The 21,817-nt window shown below is 59.3% G+C and carries 22 protein-coding genes and 1 pseudogene; 20 read left to right on the top strand and 3 right to left on the bottom strand.

Annotation, left to right across the window (positions count from 1 at the left end; translation table 11 throughout):
- Nucleotides 1-79 precede the first annotated feature (79 nt).
- The 19 genes and pseudogenes from K0F75_RS14175 to K0F75_RS14085 all read left to right on the top strand — a co-directional run bounded on the left by K0F75_RS14175 (nt 80) and on the right by K0F75_RS14085 (nt 17,638).
- On the top strand, nt 80-418 hold the full coding sequence (locus K0F75_RS14175) for a type II toxin-antitoxin system RelE/ParE family toxin (protein ID WP_219062500.1): 339 nt from the start codon (nt 80-82) through the stop codon (nt 416-418).
- 3 nt (nt 419-421) lie between these two features.
- A complete protein-coding gene (locus tag K0F75_RS14170; protein ID WP_219062499.1) occupies nt 422-745 on the top strand; it encodes a DNA-binding protein in 324 nt (107 codons plus the stop codon).
- Between the two features lie 119 nt (nt 746-864).
- Nucleotides 865-1,254, top strand: a complete 390-nt coding sequence (locus tag K0F75_RS14165) for a DUF2946 domain-containing protein (RefSeq protein WP_219062498.1) — start codon at nt 865-867, stop codon at nt 1,252-1,254.
- Nucleotides 1,255-1,326: 72 nt separating this feature from the next.
- Nucleotides 1,327-1,812: a copper chaperone PCu(A)C gene (locus K0F75_RS14160; RefSeq protein ID WP_219062497.1), complete on the top strand. Its 486-nt coding sequence runs from the start codon at nt 1,327-1,329 to the stop codon at nt 1,810-1,812.
- Between the two features lie 50 nt (nt 1,813-1,862).
- Complete coding sequence (locus tag K0F75_RS14155; protein ID WP_257604376.1) at nt 1,863-2,267, top strand: DUF2946 domain-containing protein; 405 nt, start codon at nt 1,863-1,865, stop codon at nt 2,265-2,267.
- 83 nt (nt 2,268-2,350) lie between these two features.
- A complete protein-coding gene (locus K0F75_RS14150) occupies nt 2,351-4,486 on the top strand; it encodes a TonB-dependent copper receptor (protein ID WP_219062495.1) in 2,136 nt (711 codons plus the stop codon).
- Nucleotides 4,487-4,573: 87 nt separating this feature from the next.
- Nucleotides 4,574-5,941: pseudogene (locus K0F75_RS14145) on the top strand (PepSY-associated TM helix domain-containing protein).
- A gap of 337 nt (nt 5,942-6,278) precedes the next feature.
- Nucleotides 6,279-7,544 (top strand): urea ABC transporter substrate-binding protein, encoded by a 1,266-nt coding sequence (gene urtA / locus K0F75_RS14140; protein ID WP_219062494.1) that lies wholly within the window; start codon nt 6,279-6,281, stop codon nt 7,542-7,544.
- Between the two features lie 149 nt (nt 7,545-7,693).
- The gene (gene urtB, locus K0F75_RS14135; protein WP_219062493.1) at nt 7,694-9,196 is read left to right on the top strand and encodes an urea ABC transporter permease subunit UrtB; all 1,503 of its coding nucleotides are present in this window, start codon (nt 7,694-7,696) and stop codon (nt 9,194-9,196) included.
- On the top strand, nt 9,196-10,275 hold the full coding sequence (urtC, locus tag K0F75_RS14130) for an urea ABC transporter permease subunit UrtC (RefSeq protein ID WP_219062492.1): 1,080 nt from the start codon (nt 9,196-9,198) through the stop codon (nt 10,273-10,275). The genes urtB and urtC overlap by 1 nt, the downstream gene beginning before the upstream one ends.
- Entirely contained in the window at nt 10,272-11,135 is an 864-nt protein-coding gene (gene urtD / locus K0F75_RS14125; RefSeq protein WP_219062491.1) for an urea ABC transporter ATP-binding protein UrtD, read from the top strand. The genes urtC and urtD overlap by 4 nt, the downstream gene beginning before the upstream one ends.
- Nucleotides 11,136-11,192: 57 nt before the next feature.
- On the top strand, nt 11,193-11,891 hold the full coding sequence (gene urtE, locus K0F75_RS14120) for an urea ABC transporter ATP-binding subunit UrtE (RefSeq protein ID WP_219062490.1): 699 nt from the start codon (nt 11,193-11,195) through the stop codon (nt 11,889-11,891).
- 55 nt (nt 11,892-11,946) lie between these two features.
- Nucleotides 11,947-12,786, top strand: coding sequence for an urease accessory protein UreD (locus tag K0F75_RS14115; RefSeq protein ID WP_219062489.1), 840 nt, complete (start codon nt 11,947-11,949; stop codon nt 12,784-12,786).
- A gap of 39 nt (nt 12,787-12,825) precedes the next feature.
- Nucleotides 12,826-13,128, top strand: a complete 303-nt coding sequence (gene ureA, locus K0F75_RS14110; protein ID WP_219062488.1) for an urease subunit gamma — start codon at nt 12,826-12,828, stop codon at nt 13,126-13,128.
- Between the two features lie 23 nt (nt 13,129-13,151).
- Nucleotides 13,152-13,679, top strand: coding sequence for a GNAT family N-acetyltransferase (locus tag K0F75_RS14105; RefSeq protein ID WP_219062487.1), 528 nt, complete (start codon nt 13,152-13,154; stop codon nt 13,677-13,679).
- A 7-nt stretch (nt 13,680-13,686) separates the two neighbouring features.
- Nucleotides 13,687-14,223, top strand: a complete 537-nt coding sequence (locus tag K0F75_RS14100) for a GNAT family N-acetyltransferase (protein WP_219062486.1) — start codon at nt 13,687-13,689, stop codon at nt 14,221-14,223.
- Nucleotides 14,220-14,528 carry an urease subunit beta gene (locus tag K0F75_RS14095; RefSeq protein WP_219062485.1) on the top strand — a complete coding sequence of 103 codons (309 nt, stop codon included), beginning with the start codon at nt 14,220-14,222 and terminating at the stop codon, nt 14,526-14,528. The genes K0F75_RS14100 and K0F75_RS14095 overlap by 4 nt, the downstream gene beginning before the upstream one ends.
- 149 nt (nt 14,529-14,677) lie before the next feature.
- Entirely contained in the window at nt 14,678-16,378 is a 1,701-nt protein-coding gene (gene ureC, locus K0F75_RS14090) for an urease subunit alpha (RefSeq protein WP_219062484.1), read from the top strand.
- Between the two features lie 129 nt (nt 16,379-16,507).
- Nucleotides 16,508-17,638, top strand: coding sequence for a sensor histidine kinase KdpD (locus K0F75_RS14085; RefSeq protein WP_219062483.1), 1,131 nt, complete (start codon nt 16,508-16,510; stop codon nt 17,636-17,638).
- A gap of 104 nt (nt 17,639-17,742) precedes the next feature.
- On the opposite strand, the gene K0F75_RS14080 is transcribed toward K0F75_RS14085, so the two are convergent.
- Together K0F75_RS14080 and cbpA are read right to left on the bottom strand one after the other, a co-directional pair.
- Nucleotides 17,743-18,048, bottom strand: a complete 306-nt coding sequence (locus K0F75_RS14080; protein WP_219062482.1) for a chaperone modulator CbpM — start codon at nt 18,046-18,048, stop codon at nt 17,743-17,745.
- A gap of 2 nt (nt 18,049-18,050) precedes the next feature.
- Nucleotides 18,051-18,995 (bottom strand): curved DNA-binding protein, encoded by a 945-nt coding sequence (gene cbpA, locus K0F75_RS14075; RefSeq protein WP_219062481.1) that lies wholly within the window; start codon nt 18,993-18,995, stop codon nt 18,051-18,053.
- Nucleotides 18,996-19,324: 329 nt separating this feature from the next.
- On the opposite strand from cbpA, the gene K0F75_RS14070 reads away from it, so the two are divergent.
- Nucleotides 19,325-20,590, top strand: coding sequence for an Hsp70 family protein (locus K0F75_RS14070; RefSeq protein WP_219062480.1), 1,266 nt, complete (start codon nt 19,325-19,327; stop codon nt 20,588-20,590).
- A 94-nt stretch (nt 20,591-20,684) separates the two neighbouring features.
- Here K0F75_RS14070 and K0F75_RS14065 read toward each other — a convergent pair whose 3' ends face one another.
- On the bottom strand, nt 20,685-21,695 hold the full coding sequence (locus K0F75_RS14065; RefSeq protein WP_219062479.1) for an AI-2E family transporter: 1,011 nt from the start codon (nt 21,693-21,695) through the stop codon (nt 20,685-20,687).
- Nucleotides 21,696-21,817 lie beyond the last annotated feature (122 nt).

Below are 21,817 nucleotides of genomic sequence, written 5' to 3'. Positions count from 1 at the left end.
CCTCATCTTCATTGCTCAGGACGAATGGATAGCCAGTCGTTATTTGCCTTAAAGGTAACTTATTTGTTACCTTCACCGCATGACGATCACAGTTGAAGAGTATCTGAACGCTGACGACACGAGCCCTTTCAAGAGCTGGTTTTCGACGCTGGATGCCCAATCCGCCGCCAAAATCTCCACAGCTATTCTCAGGATGGAGATGGGCAATACCTCTAACATCAAGTGGTTCGATGGAATGGGGGAATATCGTATCGATTGGGGCCCTGGCTACAGGATCTACCTGGTACAGGAGGGTATGCGCTTGATCATTCTATTTGCAGGAGGCACCAAGTCCGGTCAGAAAGCTGATATCAAACACGCAAAGACATTGATGACCGACTACAAAACCCGGAAAAACGTATCAAAACGAGCGAGGTAACTCATGGCTCTCACCCGTAATTTCAAACAAACAGTGGCCGACCGGGCCCAGCGAGACCCAGCCTTCGCCCAAGCACTTCTGGACGAAGCTGCCACATTGTTTCTCAATGGAGAACCCGAGATTGCGCGAGTCATTCTGCGCGATTTGGTTAATGCCACCGTTGGCTTTGAAGGCCTCGCCAAAGAAACGGCAAAACCCAGCAAAAGCCTCCATCGCATGCTCTCGGTAAGTGGCAATCCCAGCATGGATAATTTGGCCGCAATTTTCACCGTTATGCGCTCAAAGCTTGGCGTGAACATTGAAGTGCATGCAGTGCCGGTGGCGTAACACCTGAGCCTCACACGCAAAACTCTGCGGCATCACACCACAGCCTGTTTTTTTACTTATCCCGGCCATTCAGGCTAAATAGCGCCATTGATCGCTTACTGAAACGGAAAGCACCTCCCATGTCCCAACGTCGGATGGCATTTGCCTGGATCGCCTGCTTTGCAGTGCTGTTCAACATGCTTGCCATGCCGCTTTCCGGGGCGGCGCCAAAGACGGCCAGCGAGCAAGTGGTGTGGGGCAGTTTCTGTACGGCCAGCGGCACTAAGCTGGTGGCGATTTCGTTGGGCAAGGCCGATCACAGCGCGCCGCACAACGATGATCATTCGACCATGCAGCATTGCTGGTGCTGCAGTGGGTCCGCGCCGCTGGTGGCGATCCCAGCCAGTTTTGCTACGTGGTACGCCTCTCGGATTGAAACACAGCAAACCCTTTCGATTCATTCCCCCGCGCCGCTGTCTCCACGCCAGCAATGGCCGAGCCTCAATCCACGTGCTTCTCCACAGGTCTGATCCAAGCCGTTGAATAAGCGCCATAGCCTCTGAGGCTGGGCGCATCGGACTCGATCCCGCTGGAGAAATACCATGATCAAGAAAATCCTTGTTGTGGCCGCACTGTTGCTGCCTGCCTGCTTTGCCAATGCCCACGAATACGCCGTCGGCGAATTGCACATCGCTCATCCGTGGTCCATGGAGTTGCCGCCCAACGCGCCTACCGTGGCCGCGTATTTCGTCGTGCACAACAACGGTAAAACCCCCGATCGCCTGCTCAGTGTCAGCACGCCCGTGGCCGGCAAAGCCGAGCTGCATGAGCACCGGCATGAGAATGGCCTGATGAAAATGCAGCAAGTGCAGAACGTCGACATTCCCCCAGGTGGCGAGGTCGTATTTGCGCCGATGGGCTATCACGTCATGCTGCTGGAGCTTAAGGACAAGTCGACGCTCGTCGACGGCCAGCGTTTCCCGCTAACGCTGCATTTCGAAAAAGCCGGTGACGTAACGGTCGAGGTTGCGGTGCAAAAACAAGCACCGGACGAGAATGCCGAACCCATGCATATGCACATGCAGTAACTGACTGACCTGCGTTGAGCCACAGGCGCTCACCAGGCTTCAGGTCCTCCGTGCAGCCTCGTCCCAATGGGACGCGAGGCGCATGGCTGAGCCTGTTCGCTATGTTGATGATCTTTATCGGCCCGCTGATTTCCCAAGCGATGCCGATGGATCAGCACGCCGGTATGTCGATGCCGATGTCCGCGTCCATGGACATGACGGCGGACGCCCCCGAGTGCCACAGCGCAGAACAGGCCACACCCTCGGCCGCAACCGATCACGTCATATGGGCCAAGTGCGGTTATTGCACGCTGCTGTTCAGTTGCCCGGCACTGCCGCAGGCGCTGGCCTTTATCGCCGCCACCCCGCCAAAACCGACGGGCTTTTTTACCGCAGCAGCCCGCCAGGGTTATGCGCGGCACACCACATTTCCCAACGCCCGCACCCGCGCGCCACCCTCTTCAGTCCTGCTCTGACACCCTTATTGTCCACACCTGCATGCACCGCCTGAAGCGGTTGCAGGGTGTGACGATCCTGATTGTTTGATGATGGAACGCTTATGTCCAGCTCCACTGCCAAGACTCGCCTGCGCACGATGCGAGTGGCTCCCTGCTTTACCCTGAACGAACCTCAGCTGCGCATGAAACACGCAGTCGCCGTACTGTGCGGTTGCATGTTCACGCCTCTGGCGTTTGCGCTGCCGACCCTTGATGTGCCTCAGCAAGACGCCACCGAGATCAGCCCGACTGTGATCACGGCCATCGCCCCCAGCTCGCCGCTGACGATAGTGACCAACCCCAAAGACCCACGTCAGCCGGTTCCGGCCAGCGACGGGGCGGATTACCTGAAAACCATTCCCGGGTTTTCCGCCATTCGCGCGGGCGGGACCAATGGCGATCCGGTGTTGCGCGGGATGTTCGGCTCACGCCTGAACATTCTCACCAACGGCGGCATGATGCTGGGCGCCTGCCCAAATCGAATGGACGCACCCACGTCGTATATTTCCCCGGAAACCTTTGACCGCCTGACCGTGATCAAGGGTCCGCAGACTGTGCTCTGGGGGCCAGGCGCTTCGGCGGGCACGGTGCTGTTCGAACGTGAACCCGAGAAATTCGGCGAGCTGGGCAGCCGGGTCAACGCCAGCGTACTGGCCGGTTCAAATGGCCGTTTCGACAAGCTGATAGACGCCGCAGCCGGCGGTGAATTGGGTTACGCGAGGGTGATCGGCAACCAGTCCCACTCCGACGATTACAAGGACGGCAATGGCAATACCGTGCCGTCGCGGTGGGACAAGTGGAACGGCGATGTGGCGCTGGGTTGGACCCCGGATGCCGACACGCTGGTGGAATTGACCGCTGGCAAAGGTGACGGTGAAGCCCGTTATGCCGGGCGCGGCATGGACGGGTCGCAGTTCAAGCGCGAGAGCCTGGGGCTGCGTTTCGAGAAGTCCAACATCGGCGATGTTCTGGACAAGGTTGAGGCTCAGGTCTACTACAACTACGCCGACCATGTGATGGACAACTACAGCCTGCGCACGCCGTCCGGCACCGGAATGATGGCCGGGCCAATGGCATCGAACGTGGATCGCCGCACTCTGGGCGCACGGATCAAGGCCACGTGGCGCTGGGCCGACGTGCAGTTGATCAGTGGCATCGATGCGCAGACCAACGAGCACCGCCAGCGCAGTGCCATGGGCATCGACGCCTATAAGGAGCTGCCGTGGACCAAGGATGCAGACTTCCACAACTACGGGGTATTCAGCGAACTGACGTGGTACGTCGCGCAGGATAATCGACTGATCACAGGGGCGCGCCTAGACCGTGCCTCGGCCAAGGATTACCGGAAAAGCAGCGGTTCGGGAATGACGGCCAAGGCGAACCCTACGGCCAACGAGACCCGCGCCGACACCCTGCCCAGTGGCTTTGTGCGTTATGAGCACGACCTTGCCGCAACGCCTGCCACGCTCTACGTCGGCCTGGGCCATGTGCAGCGCTTTCCGGATTATTGGGAACTGTTTTCCCCCACCTCAGGCCCGGCCGGATCACTCAATGCCTTCGACGCGATCAAACCGGAAAAAACCACGCAACTGGATTTCGGCGTGCAATACCAGCATGACGACTTGCAAGCCTGGGCGTCGGGCTATGTGGGCCAGGTCCGCGATTACATTCTGTTCAACTACACCACCGGCATGATGGGCACGACCTCTCAGGCCGAGAACATCGACGCCCGGATCATGGGCGGCGAACTGGGCGCGGCGTACCAGCTGACGTCCAACTGGAAAACCGATGCGACCCTGGCCTACGCCTGGGGCAAGAACAGCAGTGACGGCACCGCCCTGCCGCAAATGCCGCCACTCGAGACCCGTCTGGGCCTCAGCTACAGCCGCGACGCCTGGAGCGCCGGGGCCTTGTGGCGGGTGGTCAGCGCGCAGACCCGAGTCGACCTGAACAAGGGCAACGTGGTCGGCAAAGACCTCGGTGACAGCGCGGGGTTTGGCGTGTTCTCGCTGAATGGCGCCTACCGGATCAACAAGCACCTGAAGGTCAGTGCCGGCGTCGATAACCTCCTGGACAAAGCCTATGCCGAGCACCTGAACCTGGCTGGCAACGCCGGTTTTGGCTTCCCTTCAGACGACCCGCAGTCGATCAACGAACCGGGCCGCACGTTGTGGACCAAAGTCGACATGAGTTTCTAGACCACTGCGCCTCCAGAGGAGCGGGCATGCCTGCTCCTCTGTTCCATCAGAACCGTGTTGTAAATGATGTCGCCGGGAGCGCTACACATGAATAAATCAAATGTCTCCTTCTACAACCTTGCATGGCGCTGGCATTTCTATGCCGGCCTGTTCGTCGCACCGTTCATGATCCTGCTGTCCCTGACCGGGATGATTTATCTGTTCAAGCCTCAACTGGACACCCTGATGTACAGCGATTTGCTGTACGTGACGCCAGGCCAGCACCGGCTCAGCGCCGATGTGCTGCAACAGTGGGTGCAAGTCGATTATCCGCAGGCGCATGTCAGCAAGTACCTGCCGCCGTTGAGCGCCCAAGGCAGCGCGCAATTCGTGATGCAGCAGGACGGTCGCGAGTTGAACGTGTTTATCGACCCGTATAGCGGGAATATTCTTGGCGAGCAGGATGCCCGGAATAACGTGCAAGCCATCGCCCGTGCCCTGCATGGCGAATTAATGATCGGCAAAGTCGGTGACCGGCTGATTGAACTGGCCGCTGGCTGGGGCATTCTGCTGGTGGTGTCGGGCCTGTACCTGTGGTGGCCACGGGGCAAATCCGGGGCAGGCGTGCTGTGGCCCCGGTTCAAGAGTCGCGGGCGCGCGCTGTGGCGAGACGTGCATGCGGTGACCGGTTTTTGGGGCGCCCTGTTGCTGCTGTTGATGCTGCTCAGCGGCATGACCTAGACCGGCTTTTGGGGCAAGCAATTCGCCGACGTCTGGAACACCTTCCCGGCGGCGATGTGGAACGATATCCCCACGTCCGACAAACAGGCCGGCGAGCTCAATACCGCGACCCGCCAGACCGTCCCTTGGGCCCTGGAAAACACCCCAATGCCACTGTCCGGTGACCACGCCGAACACATGGCTCACGGCGGCATGTCGGCACCCGCTGCGCCCACGGTGTCGCTGCAACAGGTCGTCGACATCGCTACCGAGCACCGCATAGAGCCGGGCTACAGCATCACACAACCCGCCACCGCCGATGGCGTGTTCACCGTCTCAGTGTTCGCCGACGACCCGCGCAACGATGCCACCCTGCACATTGATCAGTACACCGGCAAGGTGCTGGCCGATGTGGGCTGGAAAGACTACAGCACGGTTTCCCGCGCCACGGAAATGGGGGTAATGCTGCATGAAGGGAAGTTCTTTGGCTGGATCAACCAGCTCATCATTTTCCTGATTTGCTTGATGGTGCTGCTCAGCGCCGTCAGCGGGTTGGTGATCTGGTGGCAGCGTCGCCCGCAAGGTGGCCTGGGTGTCCCGCCGCTGCGCCATGACCTGCCTCGCTGGAAAACCGCGATCATCATCATGATCGCCGTGGGTGTCGCGTTTCCGCTGGTGGGAGCTTCATTAGTGGGAATGTGCCTATTCGATCGGTTAGTCCTTTCGCGCTTTGCCAAATCTGCCGCGACAGCCTAGATTGCAGGTGTGGGTCCTGATACCTGGCGGGAGGGATTTTGATGAGTTCCTCCCCCGCCCGGTTTCAGGACCCATTTTGCTATAGCAGGCAACGCTCGTTGCAGGTTGCTTACCCCTGGCATCAAGCCATCTGACACCCCCAGATTACGCACCGTTTGCACCCGCAACCGCGCACCAAGGGTTTTGCACGGCATCATCGTGGTGCACTCCTGACATATTCAGCCGATATACCCCCCGCATATGCTTCATTTCCCGAGCTGGGCATAGCCTTTGCTAAGAAGCTTTCAGGTGTTCTGATTCGCCCTACTAAAAATTCCAAGTGAATGGAGATGGCCCTATGAAGCGTCGCAGTCTGATCAAAGCTTTCACCCTGTCCGCCTCGATTGCCGCAATGGGCATGACCTGGACTATCCAGGCAGCCGAAACGATCAAAGTCGGGATTCTGCATTCACTGTCCGGCACCATGGCGATCTCTGAGACCTCACTCAAAGACATGGCGTTGATGACCATCGACGAAATCAACGCCAAGGGCGGCGTCAACGGAAAAATGCTCGAAGCCGTGGTCGTCGACCCGGCCTCCAACTGGCCGCTGTTCGCTGAAAAGGGCCGTCAGTTGCTGACCCAGGACAAGGTGGCGGTGGTCTTCGGCTGCTGGACGTCGGTCTCGCGTAAATCGGTGTTGCCGGTGTTCGAAGAACTCAACGGGCTGCTGTTCTACCCGGTGCAATACGAAGGCGAAGAAATGTCGCCTAACGTCTTCTACACCGGTGCGGCGCCTAACCAGCAAGCCATTCCTGCAGTCGAATACCTGATGGGCGAAGAAGGCGGCAGCGCCAAGCGCTTCTTCCTGCTGGGCACTGACTACGTCTACCCACGCACCACCAACAAAATTCTGCGGTCATTCCTCAAGTCCAAAGGCGTTGCAGACAAAGACATCGAAGAGGTTTACACCCCGTTCGGTCACAGCGATTACCAGACCATCGTGTCAAACATCAAAAAATTCTCTGCCGGTGGCAAGACCGCTGTGATCTCCACGGTCAACGGCGACTCCAACGTGCCGTTCTATAAAGAGCTGGCCAACCAGGGCCTGAAAGCCACCGACGTGCCGGTTGTTGCGTTCTCGGTCGGCGAAGAAGAACTGCGCGGTATCGACACCAAGCCGTTGGTGGGCAACCTCGCTGCCTGGAACTACTTCGAATCCGTACAGAACCCGGTCAACACCAAGTTTGTCGCTGACTGGAAAGCCTACGCCAAGAAGAAAAACCTGCCGGGCGCTGACAAAGCGGTGACCAACGACCCGATGGAAGCCACTTACGTCGGCATCCACATGTGGGCGCAAGCGGTCGAGAAAGCCAAATCGACCGACGTCGACAAGGTCCGCGAAGCGATGGCCGGTCAAACCTTCGCCGCACCGTCGGGCTTCACCCTGACGATGGACAAGACCAACCATCACCTGCACAAACCGGTAATGATCGGCGAAATCCAGGACGACGGTCAGTTCAACGTGGTCTGGCAGACCAAGGAACCGATCCGCGCGCAACCGTGGAGCCCGTACATCCCTGGCAACGACAAAAAGCCAGACTATGCAGTGAAGAGCAACTAAGTAGGTTTTATTCCTGATTCAGCTCGCCTTGTAGGAGCTGACTTGTCTGCGAAGGCCATGCGGCGCGGAGTGCCTGACCGACCGCGTTGTCTGGCCTTCGCGAACACGTTCGCTCCTACAAAGTCCGCGCATGAACGTGAGACACCGATATGCCTACTGCTTTTTACCGCTTCATTCTCGCCCTGATACTGCTGTTGCCCTTTGCAGCCCATGCCAGTGATGCCGGCGACTTCGTTGCGGCCGATCCCGGGCAACAAGCCAAACTGCTTGAAGCGTGGGCCGCACAGCCCGATCCGGCACGTGTCGAGTTGATCAACAGCCTGCAACAGGGGCAGATTACCGTCGACGGTGAAACCAAAGTCCTTCGCCTGAATAACCGACTGCGCGGGCTGGTCGACACCGCCCTCGCCAGTCACCAATTACTCGCCGCCGACGCCAAGCTGCGTCTGGGCGCCGCGCAACACCTGCAAAAAAGCGCGAAACCGGCGCAACTGAAATTCCTTGATCGGCAGCTTGCGAGCGAAACCAACGCCGACGTACACACCGCCTTGAGCCTGGCGCTGGCCAATCTGCAACTGGTAGATACCGACCCAGCCGTACGCCTGGCAGCCGTCCGCTTACTGGGTGAAACCGGCGACCCATTGGCCCGCACACGCCTGGAAACCCTGCTCGACCCGGCTGTCGAAACCGATGCGGGTGTGCGCACGGCGGCTGAAACCAGCCTGGCGCAGGTCAAACGCAAACTGCTGATCGGCGAGATCCTCGGTCAGGCTTTCAGCGGCCTGTCGCTGGGCTCGATTCTGCTGTTGGCCGCGCTGGGACTGGCGATCACCTTCGGCCTGCTGGGCGTGATCAACATGGCCCACGGCGAGATGCTGATGCTCGGGGCCTACTCCACTTATGTCGTGCAGCTGATGTTCCAGCGCTATGCGCCAGGGGCATTGGAGTTCTATCCAGTGGTCGCGCTGCCGGTGGCGTTCTTCGTCACGGCGGTTATCGGCATGGCGCTGGAACGCACGGTGATTCGCCATCTGTATGGCCGCCCCCTGGAAACCCTGCTCGCGACCTGGGGTATCAGCCTGATGCTGATCCAGACGGTGCGCCTGGTGTTCGGCGCGCAGAACGTTGAAGTCGCCAACCCCGAGTGGCTGTCGGGCGGTATTCAAGTACTGCCCAACCTGGTGCTGCCCTACAACCGGATCGTGATCATCGCCTTCGCGCTGTTCGTGGTGGTCCTGACCTGGCTGCTGCTGAACAAGACCCGTCTGGGTCTGAACGTGCGCGCCGTCACTCAGAACCGCAACATGGCCGCCTGCTGCGGCGTGCCCACCGGACGCATCGACATGATGGCCTTCGGTCTTGGCTCAGGCATCGCAGGCCTGGGTGGCGTGGCCTTGAGTCAAATCGGCAACGTTGGCCCGGACTTGGGCCAGAGCTACATCATCGACTCGTTCCTGGTCGTGGTGCTGGGCGGGGTCGGTCAATTGGCCGGTAGCGTGATGGCGGCCTTCGGGCTGGGCATCGCCAACAAAATCCTCGAACCTCAGATCGGCGCCGTACTTGGCAAGATCCTGATCCTGGCGCTGATCATTCTGTTTATCCAGAAACGTCCGCAAGGGCTCTTCGCACTGAAAGGACGGGTGATTGACTGATGAACCAGCCTCTTATGGTGACGGCCGCGCAAAAGGCCGGCCCGAAAATCACCCTGGCCCTCTGCACAGTCGTGCTCGTGCTGCTGGTCGCACTGGCACTGTTGTCGTTACTGCCAGCCGATAACAGCCTGCACGTCTCGGCCTACACCCTGACGCTGGTGGGCAAAATCCTGTGCTACGCCATCGTTGCCCTCGCGCTGGACCTGGTCTGGGGTTACGCCGGGCTGCTGTCGCTGGGGCACGGGCTGTTCTTCGCCCTCGGCGGCTATGCCATGGGCATGTACCTGATGCGTGAAGCGGCAGGCGATGAGTTACCTGCGTTCATGACCTTTCTGTCGTGGACCGAACTGCCCTGGTACTGGACCGGGACCAATCACTTCCTCTGGGCCATGTGCCTGGTGGTCTTGGCCCCTGGCTTATTGGCGTTGACTTTCGGTTTCTTTGCCTTCCGCTCGCGGATCAAGGGTGTGTATTTCTCGATCATGACCCAGGCTCTGACCTTCGCCGGGATGCTCCTGTTTTTTCGCAACGAAACCGGCTTCGGCGGCAACAACGGCTTCACCAACTTCCGCAGCATTCTGGGCTTCAGCATCAGTTCGCAGGGCACCCGGGCGACCTTGTTTCTGGCCACCGTGGTCCTGCTGGTGGGCAGCCTGTTTGTCGGCTGGCGCCTGGCGCAAAGCAAGTTCGGCCGGGTCCTGACGGCGCTGCGTGATGCCGAAAACCGCCTGATGTTCTGCGGCTACGACCCACGCGGTTTCAAGCTGTTCGTCTGGGTGTTGAGCGCCGTACTGTGCGGCCTGGCCGGGGCGCTGTATGTGCCGCAAGTCGGCATCATCAACCCCAGCGAAATGTCGCCGACCAACTCCATTGAAGCGGCTGTCTGGGTCGCCTTGGGCGGACGTGGCACGCTGATCGGCCCGCTGCTGGGCGCCGGACTGGTCAACGGTATGAAGAGCTGGTTTACCGTGGCCTTCCCCGAGTACTGGCTGTTCTTCCTCGGTGCGCTGTTTATTGGCGTGACGTTGTACCTGCCCAAAGGCGTGATTGGCCTGCTGAAGAAAAGGGGCGAGCAATGAAAACCACACCGACACCCGCCTTCATGCTCGAACCCATCCTCGATCCAAATTCAGACGCGGGCACCAGCCGTGATGCCATCGGCCTCGGCCAGCGTGCCCAAGAAGGCCTTCTTAACACACGGCACGGCACGATCCTGACCCTGGAAGACATCAGCGTCAGCTTCGATGGCTTCAAGGCGTTGAACAACCTGAACCTGTATATCAGCGTCGGCGAACTGCGCTGCATCATCGGCCCCAACGGCGCGGGCAAGACCACGCTGATGGACGTGATTACCGGCAAGACTCGCCCAAGCCACGGCAAGGCCTGGTTCGGCGAGACCCTGGACCTGACGCAGATGAGTGAAGTGCAGATCGCCCAATCGGGGATCGGCCGCAAATTCCAGAAGCCAACGGTGTTCGAAGCCTTGAGCGTGTTCGAAAACCTGGAGCTGGCGCAGAAGACCGACAAATCAGTGTGGGCCAGTTTGCGCGCACGCCTGACCGGCGAGCAGCGCGACCGCATCCACGAAGTGCTGGAAACCATCCGCCTGACGTCTTCGATGCATCGCCCGGCGGGACTGCTGTCCCACGGTCAGAAGCAGTTTCTGGAGATCGGCATGCTGCTGGTCCAGGACCCGCAATTGCTGTTGCTCGATGAGCCCGTGGCGGGGATGACCGACGCCGAAACCGAGTTCACCGCCGAGCTGTTCAAAAGCCTGGCGGGCAAACACTCGTTGATGGTGGTGGAGCACGACATGGGCTTCGTCGGCTCGATAGCCGATCACGTCACCGTTCTGCATCAAGGCAGCGTACTGGCCGAAGGGTCGCTGGACGATGTGCAGGCGAATGAACGGGTAATTGAGGTTTATCTCGGAAGATGATCGACACCCCTGCTCCCACCGTTGGCTCCTTGTCCCTATTTGCTTGAGAACTTACCTATGCTGCAAGTCGACAAGCTCCACCAGTATTACGGCGGTAGCCATATCCTTCGTGGGCTGTCATTCGACGTAAAGATCGGCGAAGTGACGTGCCTGCTCGGTCGTAATGGCGTGGGCAAGACCACGCTGCTTAAAGTTTTGATGGGCCTGCTGCCTTCCAGGGAAGGCGTGGTGCAATGGGAAGGCAAGGCCATCACCGGTTTTAAACCCCATCAACGGGTGCACGCGGGCATCGCTTACGTACCCCAGGGCCGGGAAATTTTCGGGCGCCTGACCGTAGAAGAAAACCTGCTCATGGGCCTGTCACGTTTCCCTGGTTCCGAGGCCAAGGAAGTCCCGGCGTTTATCTACGAGCTGTTTCCGGTGCTCCTGCAAATGAAACAACGACGCGGCGGCGATCTGTCTGGCGGTCAGCAACAGCAACTGGCTATCGGCCGCGCGCTGGCCAGTCGCCCTCGCCTGCTGATCCTCGACGAGCCGACTGAAGGCATACAGCCCTCGGTGATCAAAGAGATCGGCGCGGTGATCAAGCAGCTCGCGGCACGTGGGGACATGGCGATTCTGTTGGTGGAGCAGTTCTATGACTTTGCTGCCGAGCTGGCGGATCAATACCTGGTGATGTCCCGTGGCGAAATCGTCCAGCAAGGCCGTGGCGAGGACATGGAAGCACAAGGGGTTCGTGGTCTGGTTACAATTTGATGCGCCAATCCGCTAAGGTGCGGTCTCCCGGCATACCTCATAAACATAACGACGAATGAACCTTCCTGCCCACACCATGCTGTTCACCCCCAGTTGGCATGCCGAGCTGGAGCTGGGCTATGGGCGTTTCGGCGACAGCACACGGCCGGTCATGCGTCGACATCAAGGCCCGCTGCGGGTGCAAAAACACCTGTACGCCGAAGGCCCGCAGGTCTGTCAGCACATCATTGTTCACCCTCCGGGCGGGATTGCCGGCGGGGATCGACTCGATATTTGCGCCAACGTCGGTAAAGACGCATGGGTACAACTGACCAGCCCCGGCGCAGCCAAGTGGTACCGCGCCGCAAGCCCGGCATATCAGCAACTGGAACTGCGCGTTGAAGCGGGCGCCACGCTGGAGTGGCTGCCGCAGGAAACCATCGTCTTCAGCGCCGCCCAGGCCGAGTTGACCACGCATATTGAGCTGCAAGGCGATGCGCGGCTGTGCTACTGGGACATGGTGGCGCTGGGTCGCCCGGCCAGTGGCGAGCGTTTCGACCTGGGGCATTTTCAATCGCATCTGGATATCCGCCGCGACGGCCAATGGCTGTGGCACGAACGCCAGCGAATAATGGGCGGTGATGGCTTGCTCGATTCGCCCATCGGCCTGGACGGCAAACCGGTTTTTGCCACGCTGCTGATGACTGGCGAGGCCAGCAGTGAGTTGCTGGAAGTCTGCCGTAACCTGCAAAACCCGGTACGCGGTAACCTGACCCAATTGCCCGGCCTGTTGGTCGCCCGCTGCCTGGCTGACGAAGCCCTGCACGCACGCGCCTGGCTGATCGAATTATGGACGCTGCTGCGCCCGGCATTGCTGGGGCGCGAAGCGGTTGCACCTAGAATATGGAGCACCTGATAGTCCGAGATCCACAACCCATTTCAAACGGATTAAACAATGGACCTGACACCCCGCGAAAAAGACAAACTGCTGATATTCACCGCCGGTCTGGTTGCAGAACGGCGTTTGGCCAGAGGGGTAAAGCTCAACTACCCGGAAGCCATGGCCTACATCTCTGCCGCTCTGCTGGAAGGCGCCCGTGATGGCAGAACCGTTGCCGAGCTGATGCATGTCGGCACGACCTTGCTCAGCCGCGAACAGGTGATGGAAGGTATCCCGGAAATGATCCCGGAGATCCAGGTCGAAGCGACCTTTCCTGACGGCACCAAACTGGTCACCGTACATCAACCGATTGCCTGATTTTTGACCCTGCGAGCCCTGTAATGACGTACCTCATTCGTGACGCAGTGGAAGCCGACCTTGCCGGCATCCGCGATATCTACAACGACGCCGTGCTCAACACCACGGCCATCTGGAACGAACAAGCCGTCGATCTCGCCAATCGCAAGGCCTGGTTCGACGCCCGCCAGACTCAGGGCTACCCTATTTTGGTGGTAGTCGATGCGGCTGACGGCGTACTGGGTTACGCCTCGTTCGGCGACTGGCGTCCGTTCGACGGCTTCCGGCATACCGTCGAGCATTCGGTTTACGTGCGCGCCGACCAACGTGGTAACGGCCTCGGCCCGCTGCTGATGCAGGCACTGATCGAACGTGCAAGGGCCTGCGACAAACACATGATGGTCGCCGCCATCGAAAGCGGTAATGCCGCCTCGGTGCACCTCCACGAGCGCCTGGGTTTCGCGGTCACAGGCCAGATGGCGCAGGTCGGGACCAAGTTCGGTCGCTGGCTAGACCTGACCTTTATGCAACTGAACCTGTCACCGGATGCCCCCGCCCCCCATCAGGAGTAATACCGTCATGAACGCCGCCCAGTTACGACGCGTCACTGCCGAAAGCTTTGCCCACTATCGTCAAGGTCTGGTCGAGTTGTTGCTGGACGCCGTCAAGCAAGGCGCATCGGTGGGGTTCATGGCCAATCTTCAGGCCAGCGAGGCCTACACCTATTTCGACGGGGTACGTGCAGAGCTGGAAAAAGGCAATGTGCTGCTGTGGGCAGTCGTTCAGGAAGAGCAGGTGCTGGCCAGCGTGCAACTGGCCCTGTGCCAGAAACAGAACGGCCTCAATCGCGCCGAGGTACAAAAACTGCTGGTGCTCAAACCCGCGCAACGGCGCGGGTTGGGTGGGCAGTTGATGAGTGCGGCCGAGCTGGCGGCGCACCAACACAAGCGCGGCCTGCTGTACCTGGACACCGAGTCCGGCTCGCCTGCGGAAAACTTCTACCGCTCGTTGGGTTACCTCTGCGCTGGCAAGCTGCCCGACTATGCCTGTAACCCTGACGGCGAATACAAAACGACTGCCATTTACTACAAAACCCTGGTGAGGAAGACCGCATGATCCCTGGCGAATATCAGATCCAGCCCGGCGATATCGAACTCAATGCCGGCCGTCGCACGATCAGCCTTAACGTCGCCAACAGCGGTGACCGGCCCATTCAGGTGGGTTCGCACTATCACTTTTTCGAAACCAACGACGCCCTGACCTTCGACCGCATGGCCAGCCGTGGCATGCGCCTGAACATCCCCGCAGGCACCGCCGTGCGCTTCGAGCCAGGCCAGTCGAGGGATGTGGAGCTGGTCGACCTGGCCGGCCACCGCCGGGTGTTCGGCTTTGCCGGACGGGTTATGGGTGAGTTGGATTGAAATGATTCATTTCGCCAGACAGATATTTTTCATCTGATCGGACGCCTTCGCGGACAAGCCCGCTCCTACAGTGGATTGCGTTCACCCTGTAGGAGCGGACTTGTCCGCGAAGAGACCGGTACAGGCACCGAACGAACCAAGGGATCGCCATGAAGATTTCCAGACAAGCCTACGCCGACATGTTCGGCCCCACCGTTGGCGACCGCGTGCGGCTGGCCGATACCGAGCTGTGGATCGAAGTCGAGAAAGATTTCACCACCTACGGGGAGGAAGTGAAGTTCGGCGGAGGCAAAGTCATTCGTGACGGCATGGGCCAGGGCCAATTGCTGGCGGCCGAGGTTGTCGATACTTTGATCACCAACGCCCTGATCATCGACCACTGGGGCATCGTCAAAGCGGATGTCGGCCTGAAAAACGGACGCATCGCCGCCATTGGCAAAGCCGGCAACCCGGATATCCAGCCTGACGTCACCATCGCGGTCGGCGCCAGTACCGAAGTGATTGCAGGCGAAGGCATGATCCTGACTGCTGGTGGCGTGGACACCCACATCCACTTCATCTGCCCGCAGCAGATCGAAGAAGCCTTGATGAGCGGTGTGACCACCATGATCGGCGGCGGCACCGGCCCGGCCACGGGCACCAATGCGACCACGGTCACCCCCGGCCCCTGGCATCTGGCGCGCATGCTGCAGGCCGCCGATGCCTTCCCGATGAACATCGGTTTCACCGGCAAGGGCAATGTCAGCCTGCCCGAACCCCTGATCGAGCAAGTCAAAGCCGGGGCCATTGGCCTCAAGCTGCATGAAGACTGGGGCACCACACCGGCCGCCATCGACAACTGCCTGAGCGTGGCCGATCAATACGATGTGCAGGTGGCGATCCACACCGATACGCTCAACGAGTCCGGCTTTGTGGAAACCACATTGGCCGCGTTCAAGGGCCGCACCATCCACACTTACCACACCGAAGGCGCGGGCGGCGGGCATGCCCCGGATATCATCAAGGCCTGCGGCTTTGCGAACGTATTGCCCAGTTCGACCAACCCGACCCGACCGTTCACCAAAAACACCATCGACGAACACCTGGACATGCTGATGGTTTGCCATCACCTGGACCCGAGCATTGCCGAAGACGTGGCGTTCGCCGAAAGTCGCATCCGCCGCGAAACCATCGCGGCCGAAGACATCTTGCATGATCTCGGCGCGTTCTCGATGATCAGCTCCGATAGCCAGGCCATGGGCCGCGTTGGCGAAGTGATCATGCGCACCTGGCAAACCGCCGACAAAATGAAGAAGCAGCGCGGCCCGCTGCCTGAAGACGGCCCCGGCAACGACAACTTCCGCGCCAAACGTTACATCGCCAAATACACCATCAACCCGGCGATTACCCACGGCATCAGCCATGAGGTGGGCTCGATCGAAGTGGGCAAATGGGCCGATCTGGTGCTGTGGCGTCCAGCGTTCTTCGGGGTGAAACCCAGCCTGATTCTGAAAGGTGGCGCCATTGCCGCCAGCCTGATGGGCGATGCCAACGCCTCGATTCCGACGCCGCAGCCCGTGCATTACCGACCGATGTTCGCCAGCTACGGTGGCTCGCTGCACGCCACCAGCCTGACCTTCATCAGTCAGGCCGCGCTTGATGCCGGGATCCCTGAGTCTCTGGGCCTGAAAAAGAAGATCAGCGTGGTAAAGGGTTGTCGCAACGTAAAAAAAACCGATCTTATCCACAATGACTACCTGCCAAAAATCGATGTCGATCCACAGACGTATCAGGTCAAGGCCGATGGCGTGTTGTTGTGGTGCGAGCCCGCGGAAGTGTTGCCCATGGCACAACGGTACTTTCTGTTCTGATGCAGCAGGTTCCGATGCGGCCTGTTTTGAAACATTAACAGGCCGCCCGGAACCTGGCAGTGCTTGAAACGAGACAAAGACGCTAAGATGCGCCACCTCATTTATAGCTGCCCAGCAAGGTAACCGGCCATGCGCCTCTCTGAATTCATCGTCCAACAGGTTGACCGTATCGTCGATGAGTGGGAAAAGTTCGCAAAAACCATAAAGCCTGCAGCCGACTCGATGAACCGAATCGAGCTACGTGACCATGCCAAAACGATTCTGCTGGCGGCCGCCCGGGACATGACCACCTCGCAGACCGCTGGCGAACAGGCGGCCAAAGCAAAAGGTGAAGGCCCGGAAAAATCCCCGACACTGGATCAGGCAGCCGCCAGCCATGGCGAGTTGCGGCATAACGTAGGCTTTGATTTAGTGCAGATGACGTCTGAATTTCGTCATTTGCGTGCCAGCGTGATTCGATTATGGGTCGCCAGTCTGGAGTCGCCAGATCTGACGTACTTTCAAGACATGATTCGCTTCAATGAAGCCATCGATGAAGCGCTGGCCGAATCCACTGCGGCCTATGCCGAGCAGGTGACACGCTCACGGGATATCTTCCTGGCGATTCTGGGGCATGATCTGCGCGCGCCTTTGCAAGCCGTTAGCATGTCCACAGAACTGCTGGTGCGTAAGCTCGACCTTGATGAAAGCGCACAGGCCTATGTGGCGCGCATTAAAGGGGGCACCCGGCACATGGGAGCGATGGTTCGGGATCTACTCGAGTTCGTGCGCAGCCGTCTGGGCGCCAGCTTGCCCGTCGAGCGCAAGCCCATGGACATGGCCAGCGCCTGTCGCGAGGCCATCGAAGAAGCCTGCGCCGGTCAGCCGCACTGTGACCCAAGTCTTGTGGTCAGCGGTGATACCCACGGTGAATGGGATCGCGGACGCATTGATCAATTGCTGCAAAACCTGATTGGCAATGCGCTACAGCACGGTTCCAACAACCACAAAGTCAGCCTGACCCTCACTGCCGATGAGCACGACGTCACCCTGCTCATGCACAACTTCGGCGAGCCTATTGCCGAGGACGCGATCGCAACGATTTTCGACCCGATGGTACGCAGCGCCAGCGAAGTCGTCGGCCAACCGTCGACCAGCCTTGGGCTGGGGCTGTTTATCGTCAGGGAAGTGGTCAATGCCCATCAGGGCAGTATCAAGGTCAGCTCAAACAGCACTGATGGCACCACGTTTACCGTGGTATTGCCCAAAGTCGCGAAATAACAGCAGTTGGCCCAAGGTAGAGGCGTCAGACACCGGTTGTGTGTCTGAGGCCGTCTTCGCGAATAAACGTGCGAAGTCCGTGTGCCAAGCGCTATCGAACGAGATCAATCCAGCAAAAACCGCCCCAGGCGCTGCTTGAGCATACGGTTCTCGGCCCGCAAGAGCTCGACTTCGCCCAACAGATCCAGCGCAACAGCCACCCCTTGCCATTCCAGATCCAGGTCATGCTGTAATTTCAGCGCCCGCTTGGCGACCGCCAGGGCGTGGGCGTCGAACAACCAGTCATCCGGCTTTTGCCCCTGAGGTTCGAGGATGCCGTGTTCGACGATTTCGATCACGTAGGCAGCCGGTATCTCGGTTACCTGACAGAATTCCTTCATATCCAGCTCTACGATCAGGGTGCTGCTCATGATCAGTTACTCCATTGGACCCGCGGATCAAAGGCGGCTTTCTCAGCCAGGCTTTGCCAAATCGCCTTGGTTTCTTCGTCGGAAAACGTGGGCATGACGACTTTAAGCTGGGCGTAGAGATCGCCCCGCTGCCCCTTCTTGTCGATCAAACCATTGCCTTTGACGCGTAAGCGCTGACCGCTCTGGCTGTCCGGACGGATGGTCAGGTGGATCTTGCCGGTCAGGGTCGGCACCGCCACTTTGGCACCCAGCGCAGCTTCCCACGGGGTCAACGGCACGGTGATGATCAGGTCATGACCTTCAACATCGAACAACGGGTGAGGTGCCAGACGGATGATCAGGTACAGATCACCATTCGCTCCACCGCCCACACCCGGCGCGCCCTGCCCTTTGAGGCGAATACGCTCGCCGTCGGCGACACCGGCCGGGATTTTCACGTTCAGGGTTTTAGTGATGTCCGGCAAACGCTGGCCGTCAGCGCTGTGTTGCGCGACCTTGAAGCTGACCTGTTTCGATTCGGTCGACAGGGTTTCTTCAAGGAAAATCGGAAGTTCCATCTCTACATCCTGTCCACGGCGACCGGCGCTGTGCGCACGGCCTTGCTGAGCCCGACCACCAAAGATCGAGCTGAAAAAGTCTGAAAAATCACCCCCGGCTTCATCCCCGAAACCACCTTGAGGTGCGCCACGACCCTGCCAGCCAGGCGGCCCCTGGAATGGACGACCCTGCTGGCCGTACTTACGCAGGTCATCGTATTCGGCACGCTTTTCCGCGCTTTTGAGGACTTCATAAGCCTCTGAAGCCTCTTTGAACTTGGCTTCTGCGCCCGCTTCTTTGCTGACATCAGGGTGATACTTGCGCGCCATTTTGCGGTACGCGGTCTTGATCGCCTTGTCGTCCGCCGTCGGCTCTACGCCAAGAATCTTGTAGTAGTCTTTGAAGTCCATCTAACGGTCACCCTCCCCAAATTTATCCAGCTTAGCCCCGAAACGCCCATGCTCTGCGCATAGCATCCTCTTATTCGGCGCGTTTGGATCGATTAACGTTGCAAGCTTAATGGCTGCCGAGCGGACTCACGTGATGAGTTCAGCTGATAAACCGCTCAGGCGCCAGGCAATACCCGCAAGATTGGGGGCAAGTGCGGCCAGTTCAAGCCTTGCGTACGGATCGAGCCTCAAAATCAGCATTTAACTGCATCTAACCGACGTTTGCCCTACGCATCTGCGGTGCACTGACATACACTGCGCGGCCGTTTTTTAACTGGAACATGAAACACATGAAAAACGAATCTCCAGCCCGTGCCTGCGGTATCGACTTCGGCACGTCCAATTCCACTGTCGGCTGGCTGCGCCCTGGCATGGAATCGCTTATCGCGCTGGAGGACGACAAGATCACATTGCCGTCGGTGGTGTTCTTCAACATCGAAGAGCGCCGCCCAGCCTATGGCCGCATGGCGTTGCACGAGTACCTGGAAGGCTATGAAGGCCGCCTGATGCGCTCGCTGAAAAGCCTGCTGGGTTCCAAGCTGATCAAACACGACACCAGCGTTCTGGGCACGGCCATGCCGTTCAAGGACCTCCTGGGGCTGTTTATCGGCGAGCTGAAATACCGTGCCGAGGTCACCGCCGAGCGTGAGTTCGATGAAGTAGTGCTGGGCCGCCCGGTGCATTTTGTCGATGACGACGCCGCCGCCGACCAGGAAGCCGAAGACACCCTGGTGGAAGTCGCCCACAAGATTGGCTTCAAGGAAGTCTCCTTCCAGTACGAACCCATCGCAGCCGCATTCGACTATGAGTCGACCCTCGAGCGCGAAGAGTTGGTATTGATCGTCGACATTGGCGGCGGTACCTCGGACTTCTCGTTGGTGCGCCTGTCGCCGGACCGGCGTTTCATCGCCGACCGTCACGACGACATTCTTGCCACCGGCGGCGTACACGTCGGCGGGACTGATTTCGACAAGCAACTCAGCCTGCAAGGCGTGATGCCGCTGTTCGGTTACGGCAGCCGGATGAAGAGTCAGGCCTACATGCCCACCAGCCACCACATGAACCTGGCGACCTGGCACACCATCAATGCCGTGTACTCGCAGAAATCCCAGCTGGCGTTAGGCAGCATGCGCTACGACATCGAGGACACCAGCGGCATCGACCGCCTGTTCAAGCTGATCGAGCAGCGCGCCGGGCATTGGCTGGCGATGGAGGTGGAAGAAACCAAAATCCAGCTGACCCACGAAGAAAGCCGCCATGTTGCGCTGGACCGGATTCAGCCAGGCTTGAGCGTGGAACTGAGCCGGGCGTTGTTCGAGTCAGCCATCGACGCATTGCTGACACGAGTGCGCAACAGCGTGTCGAAGCTGCTTAATGATGCAGGCGTGAGCGTTGACCAGGTTGATACGGTGTTCTTCACCGGCGGCTCGAGCGGCATTCCGGCGTTGCGCAACAGCGTCTCGGCCATGCTGCCCAACGCCCGCCATGTGGAAGGCAACATCTTCGGCAGCATCGGCAGCGGCTTGGCGATCGAAGCCAAGAAGCGCTACGGCTGATTCAGTCAGGCAGGTAACTCCCACAGAAGATTGCATGCCTCTGTGGGAGTGAACTCATTCGCGAATGGCCTGAAACGGTCTATCTGATACCGCGCTAAACCAGCCCTACCCCTCTCAACTCGCTTTTCAAATACGCGTAATAAATCGGCCCGGCCACGACGCCGGGCAGGCCGAAGGCTGCTTCGAAGATCAGCATCGCCAGCAACAATTCCCATGACTTAGCACTGATCTGACCGCCGACGATTCGCGCGTTGAGGAAGTATTCAAGCTTGTGGATCACGATCAGATAACCCAGCGCCGCTGCGGCCACCCAGATCGACAGCGACATGCCGACGATGAAGATCAGCGTGTTGGACATCAGATTCCCCACCACGGGCAGCAGGCCCAGCAGGAAGGTGAGGATGATCAGCGTTTTGGTCAGCGGCAGATGAACCCCGAATAACGGCATGACCACCGCCAGAAAGATCCCGGTAAACGCGGTGTTCAGCAGGGAAATCTTGATCTGCGCGAAAACGATATTGCGAAAGGCCTGACTCAAAAAGCTCAGACGATCGAACAACGCCGCCGCCAGCGGTTTGCGCTTATGGACGTCACTCACCTGCTGCAAGGCGATGATCGCACCCAGCACCATACCGATCAGCAGCGTGACGAACATGTGCGCCGCGCCCTTGCCAAGCAGCTGTAGCTCGCCCACATGCTTCGCCAGCCAGGCACCCAGCGACACACGGAACTCGGCGGCGCTGGCGGGCAGGTAACTGTCGATGAACGGCGGCAGTTGCCCGCGAGCGCGGTCCACCAGAATCATGAATTTATCCAGCGATGCGCCAGGGTTTTCTGCTTCGTGCAGCAAGAAACTGATCGCGCCGGCAAACAGCAAGGCCAGCACACTGACCACCAGCGTGCCCAACAACGCCACCGCCAACCAGCGCGCGCGCTCTCCTGCGATCAGTCGCTGCAACTTCGGTGTGAGCATATTGACCAGCTCGTACACCAGCAACCCGGCCAACAGACTCGGCAGCAGTTTGAGCGGCAAGACCAGTAACAAACCGCAAAAAATGATGATCCAACTGGCCAACAACACGTGACGCGGAGAAAACGTTGGCATGACAGCCCCAAAACGAACGGCTCGAAAAGGTGGGCAGTCTGCCAGCGTTCCGGGTCGAGGACCAGCGATCCGATAGCCGTGCCGATGATCAGCCGACAACGCCTGCGATCACAGCCCGAATC

Origin of the sequence: Pseudomonas sp. UMAB-08 (assembly GCF_900095225.1) — a bacterium.
Classification (GTDB): domain Bacteria; phylum Pseudomonadota; class Gammaproteobacteria; order Pseudomonadales; family Pseudomonadaceae; genus Aquipseudomonas.
The sequence above is the reverse complement of the archived record's forward strand: the minus strand, read 5'-3'. Positions and strand labels throughout refer to the sequence as shown.

Excerpts from the sequence above, each read along its gene's own strand:
- ureC (WP_219062484.1), top strand. The coding sequence starts at position 14,678 with ATGAAGATTTCCAGACAAGCCTACGCCGACATGTTCGGCCCCACCGTT.
- urtC (WP_219062492.1), top strand. The coding sequence starts at position 9,196 with ATGAACCAGCCTCTTATGGTGACGGCCGCGCAAAAGGCCGGCCCGAAA.
- K0F75_RS14160 (WP_219062497.1), top strand. The coding sequence starts at position 1,327 with ATGATCAAGAAAATCCTTGTTGTGGCCGCACTGTTGCTGCCTGCCTGC.
- K0F75_RS14165 (WP_219062498.1), top strand. The coding sequence starts at position 865 with ATGTCCCAACGTCGGATGGCATTTGCCTGGATCGCCTGCTTTGCAGTG.
- K0F75_RS14065 (WP_219062479.1), bottom strand. The coding sequence starts at position 21,695 with ATGCCAACGTTTTCTCCGCGTCACGTGTTGTTGGCCAGTTGGATCATC.
- urtA (WP_219062494.1), top strand. The coding sequence starts at position 6,279 with ATGAAGCGTCGCAGTCTGATCAAAGCTTTCACCCTGTCCGCCTCGATT.
- K0F75_RS14105 (WP_219062487.1), top strand. The coding sequence starts at position 13,152 with ATGACGTACCTCATTCGTGACGCAGTGGAAGCCGACCTTGCCGGCATC.
- K0F75_RS14175 (WP_219062500.1), top strand. The coding sequence starts at position 80 with ATGACGATCACAGTTGAAGAGTATCTGAACGCTGACGACACGAGCCCT.
- K0F75_RS14150 (WP_219062495.1), top strand. The coding sequence starts at position 2,351 with ATGTCCAGCTCCACTGCCAAGACTCGCCTGCGCACGATGCGAGTGGCT.
- cbpA (WP_219062481.1), bottom strand. The coding sequence starts at position 18,995 with ATGGACTTCAAAGACTACTACAAGATTCTTGGCGTAGAGCCGACGGCG.
- urtB (WP_219062493.1), top strand. The coding sequence starts at position 7,694 with ATGCCTACTGCTTTTTACCGCTTCATTCTCGCCCTGATACTGCTGTTG.
- K0F75_RS14115 (WP_219062489.1), top strand. The coding sequence starts at position 11,947 with ATGAACCTTCCTGCCCACACCATGCTGTTCACCCCCAGTTGGCATGCC.
- K0F75_RS14170 (WP_219062499.1), top strand. The coding sequence starts at position 422 with ATGGCTCTCACCCGTAATTTCAAACAAACAGTGGCCGACCGGGCCCAG.
- K0F75_RS14095 (WP_219062485.1), top strand. The coding sequence starts at position 14,220 with ATGATCCCTGGCGAATATCAGATCCAGCCCGGCGATATCGAACTCAAT.
- K0F75_RS14080 (WP_219062482.1), bottom strand. The coding sequence starts at position 18,048 with ATGAGCAGCACCCTGATCGTAGAGCTGGATATGAAGGAATTCTGTCAG.
- urtE (WP_219062490.1), top strand. The coding sequence starts at position 11,193 with ATGCTGCAAGTCGACAAGCTCCACCAGTATTACGGCGGTAGCCATATC.
- ureA (WP_219062488.1), top strand. The coding sequence starts at position 12,826 with ATGGACCTGACACCCCGCGAAAAAGACAAACTGCTGATATTCACCGCC.
- urtD (WP_219062491.1), top strand. The coding sequence starts at position 10,272 with ATGAAAACCACACCGACACCCGCCTTCATGCTCGAACCCATCCTCGAT.
- K0F75_RS14070 (WP_219062480.1), top strand. The coding sequence starts at position 19,325 with ATGAAAAACGAATCTCCAGCCCGTGCCTGCGGTATCGACTTCGGCACG.
- K0F75_RS14100 (WP_219062486.1), top strand. The coding sequence starts at position 13,687 with ATGAACGCCGCCCAGTTACGACGCGTCACTGCCGAAAGCTTTGCCCAC.
- K0F75_RS14085 (WP_219062483.1), top strand. The coding sequence starts at position 16,508 with ATGCGCCTCTCTGAATTCATCGTCCAACAGGTTGACCGTATCGTCGAT.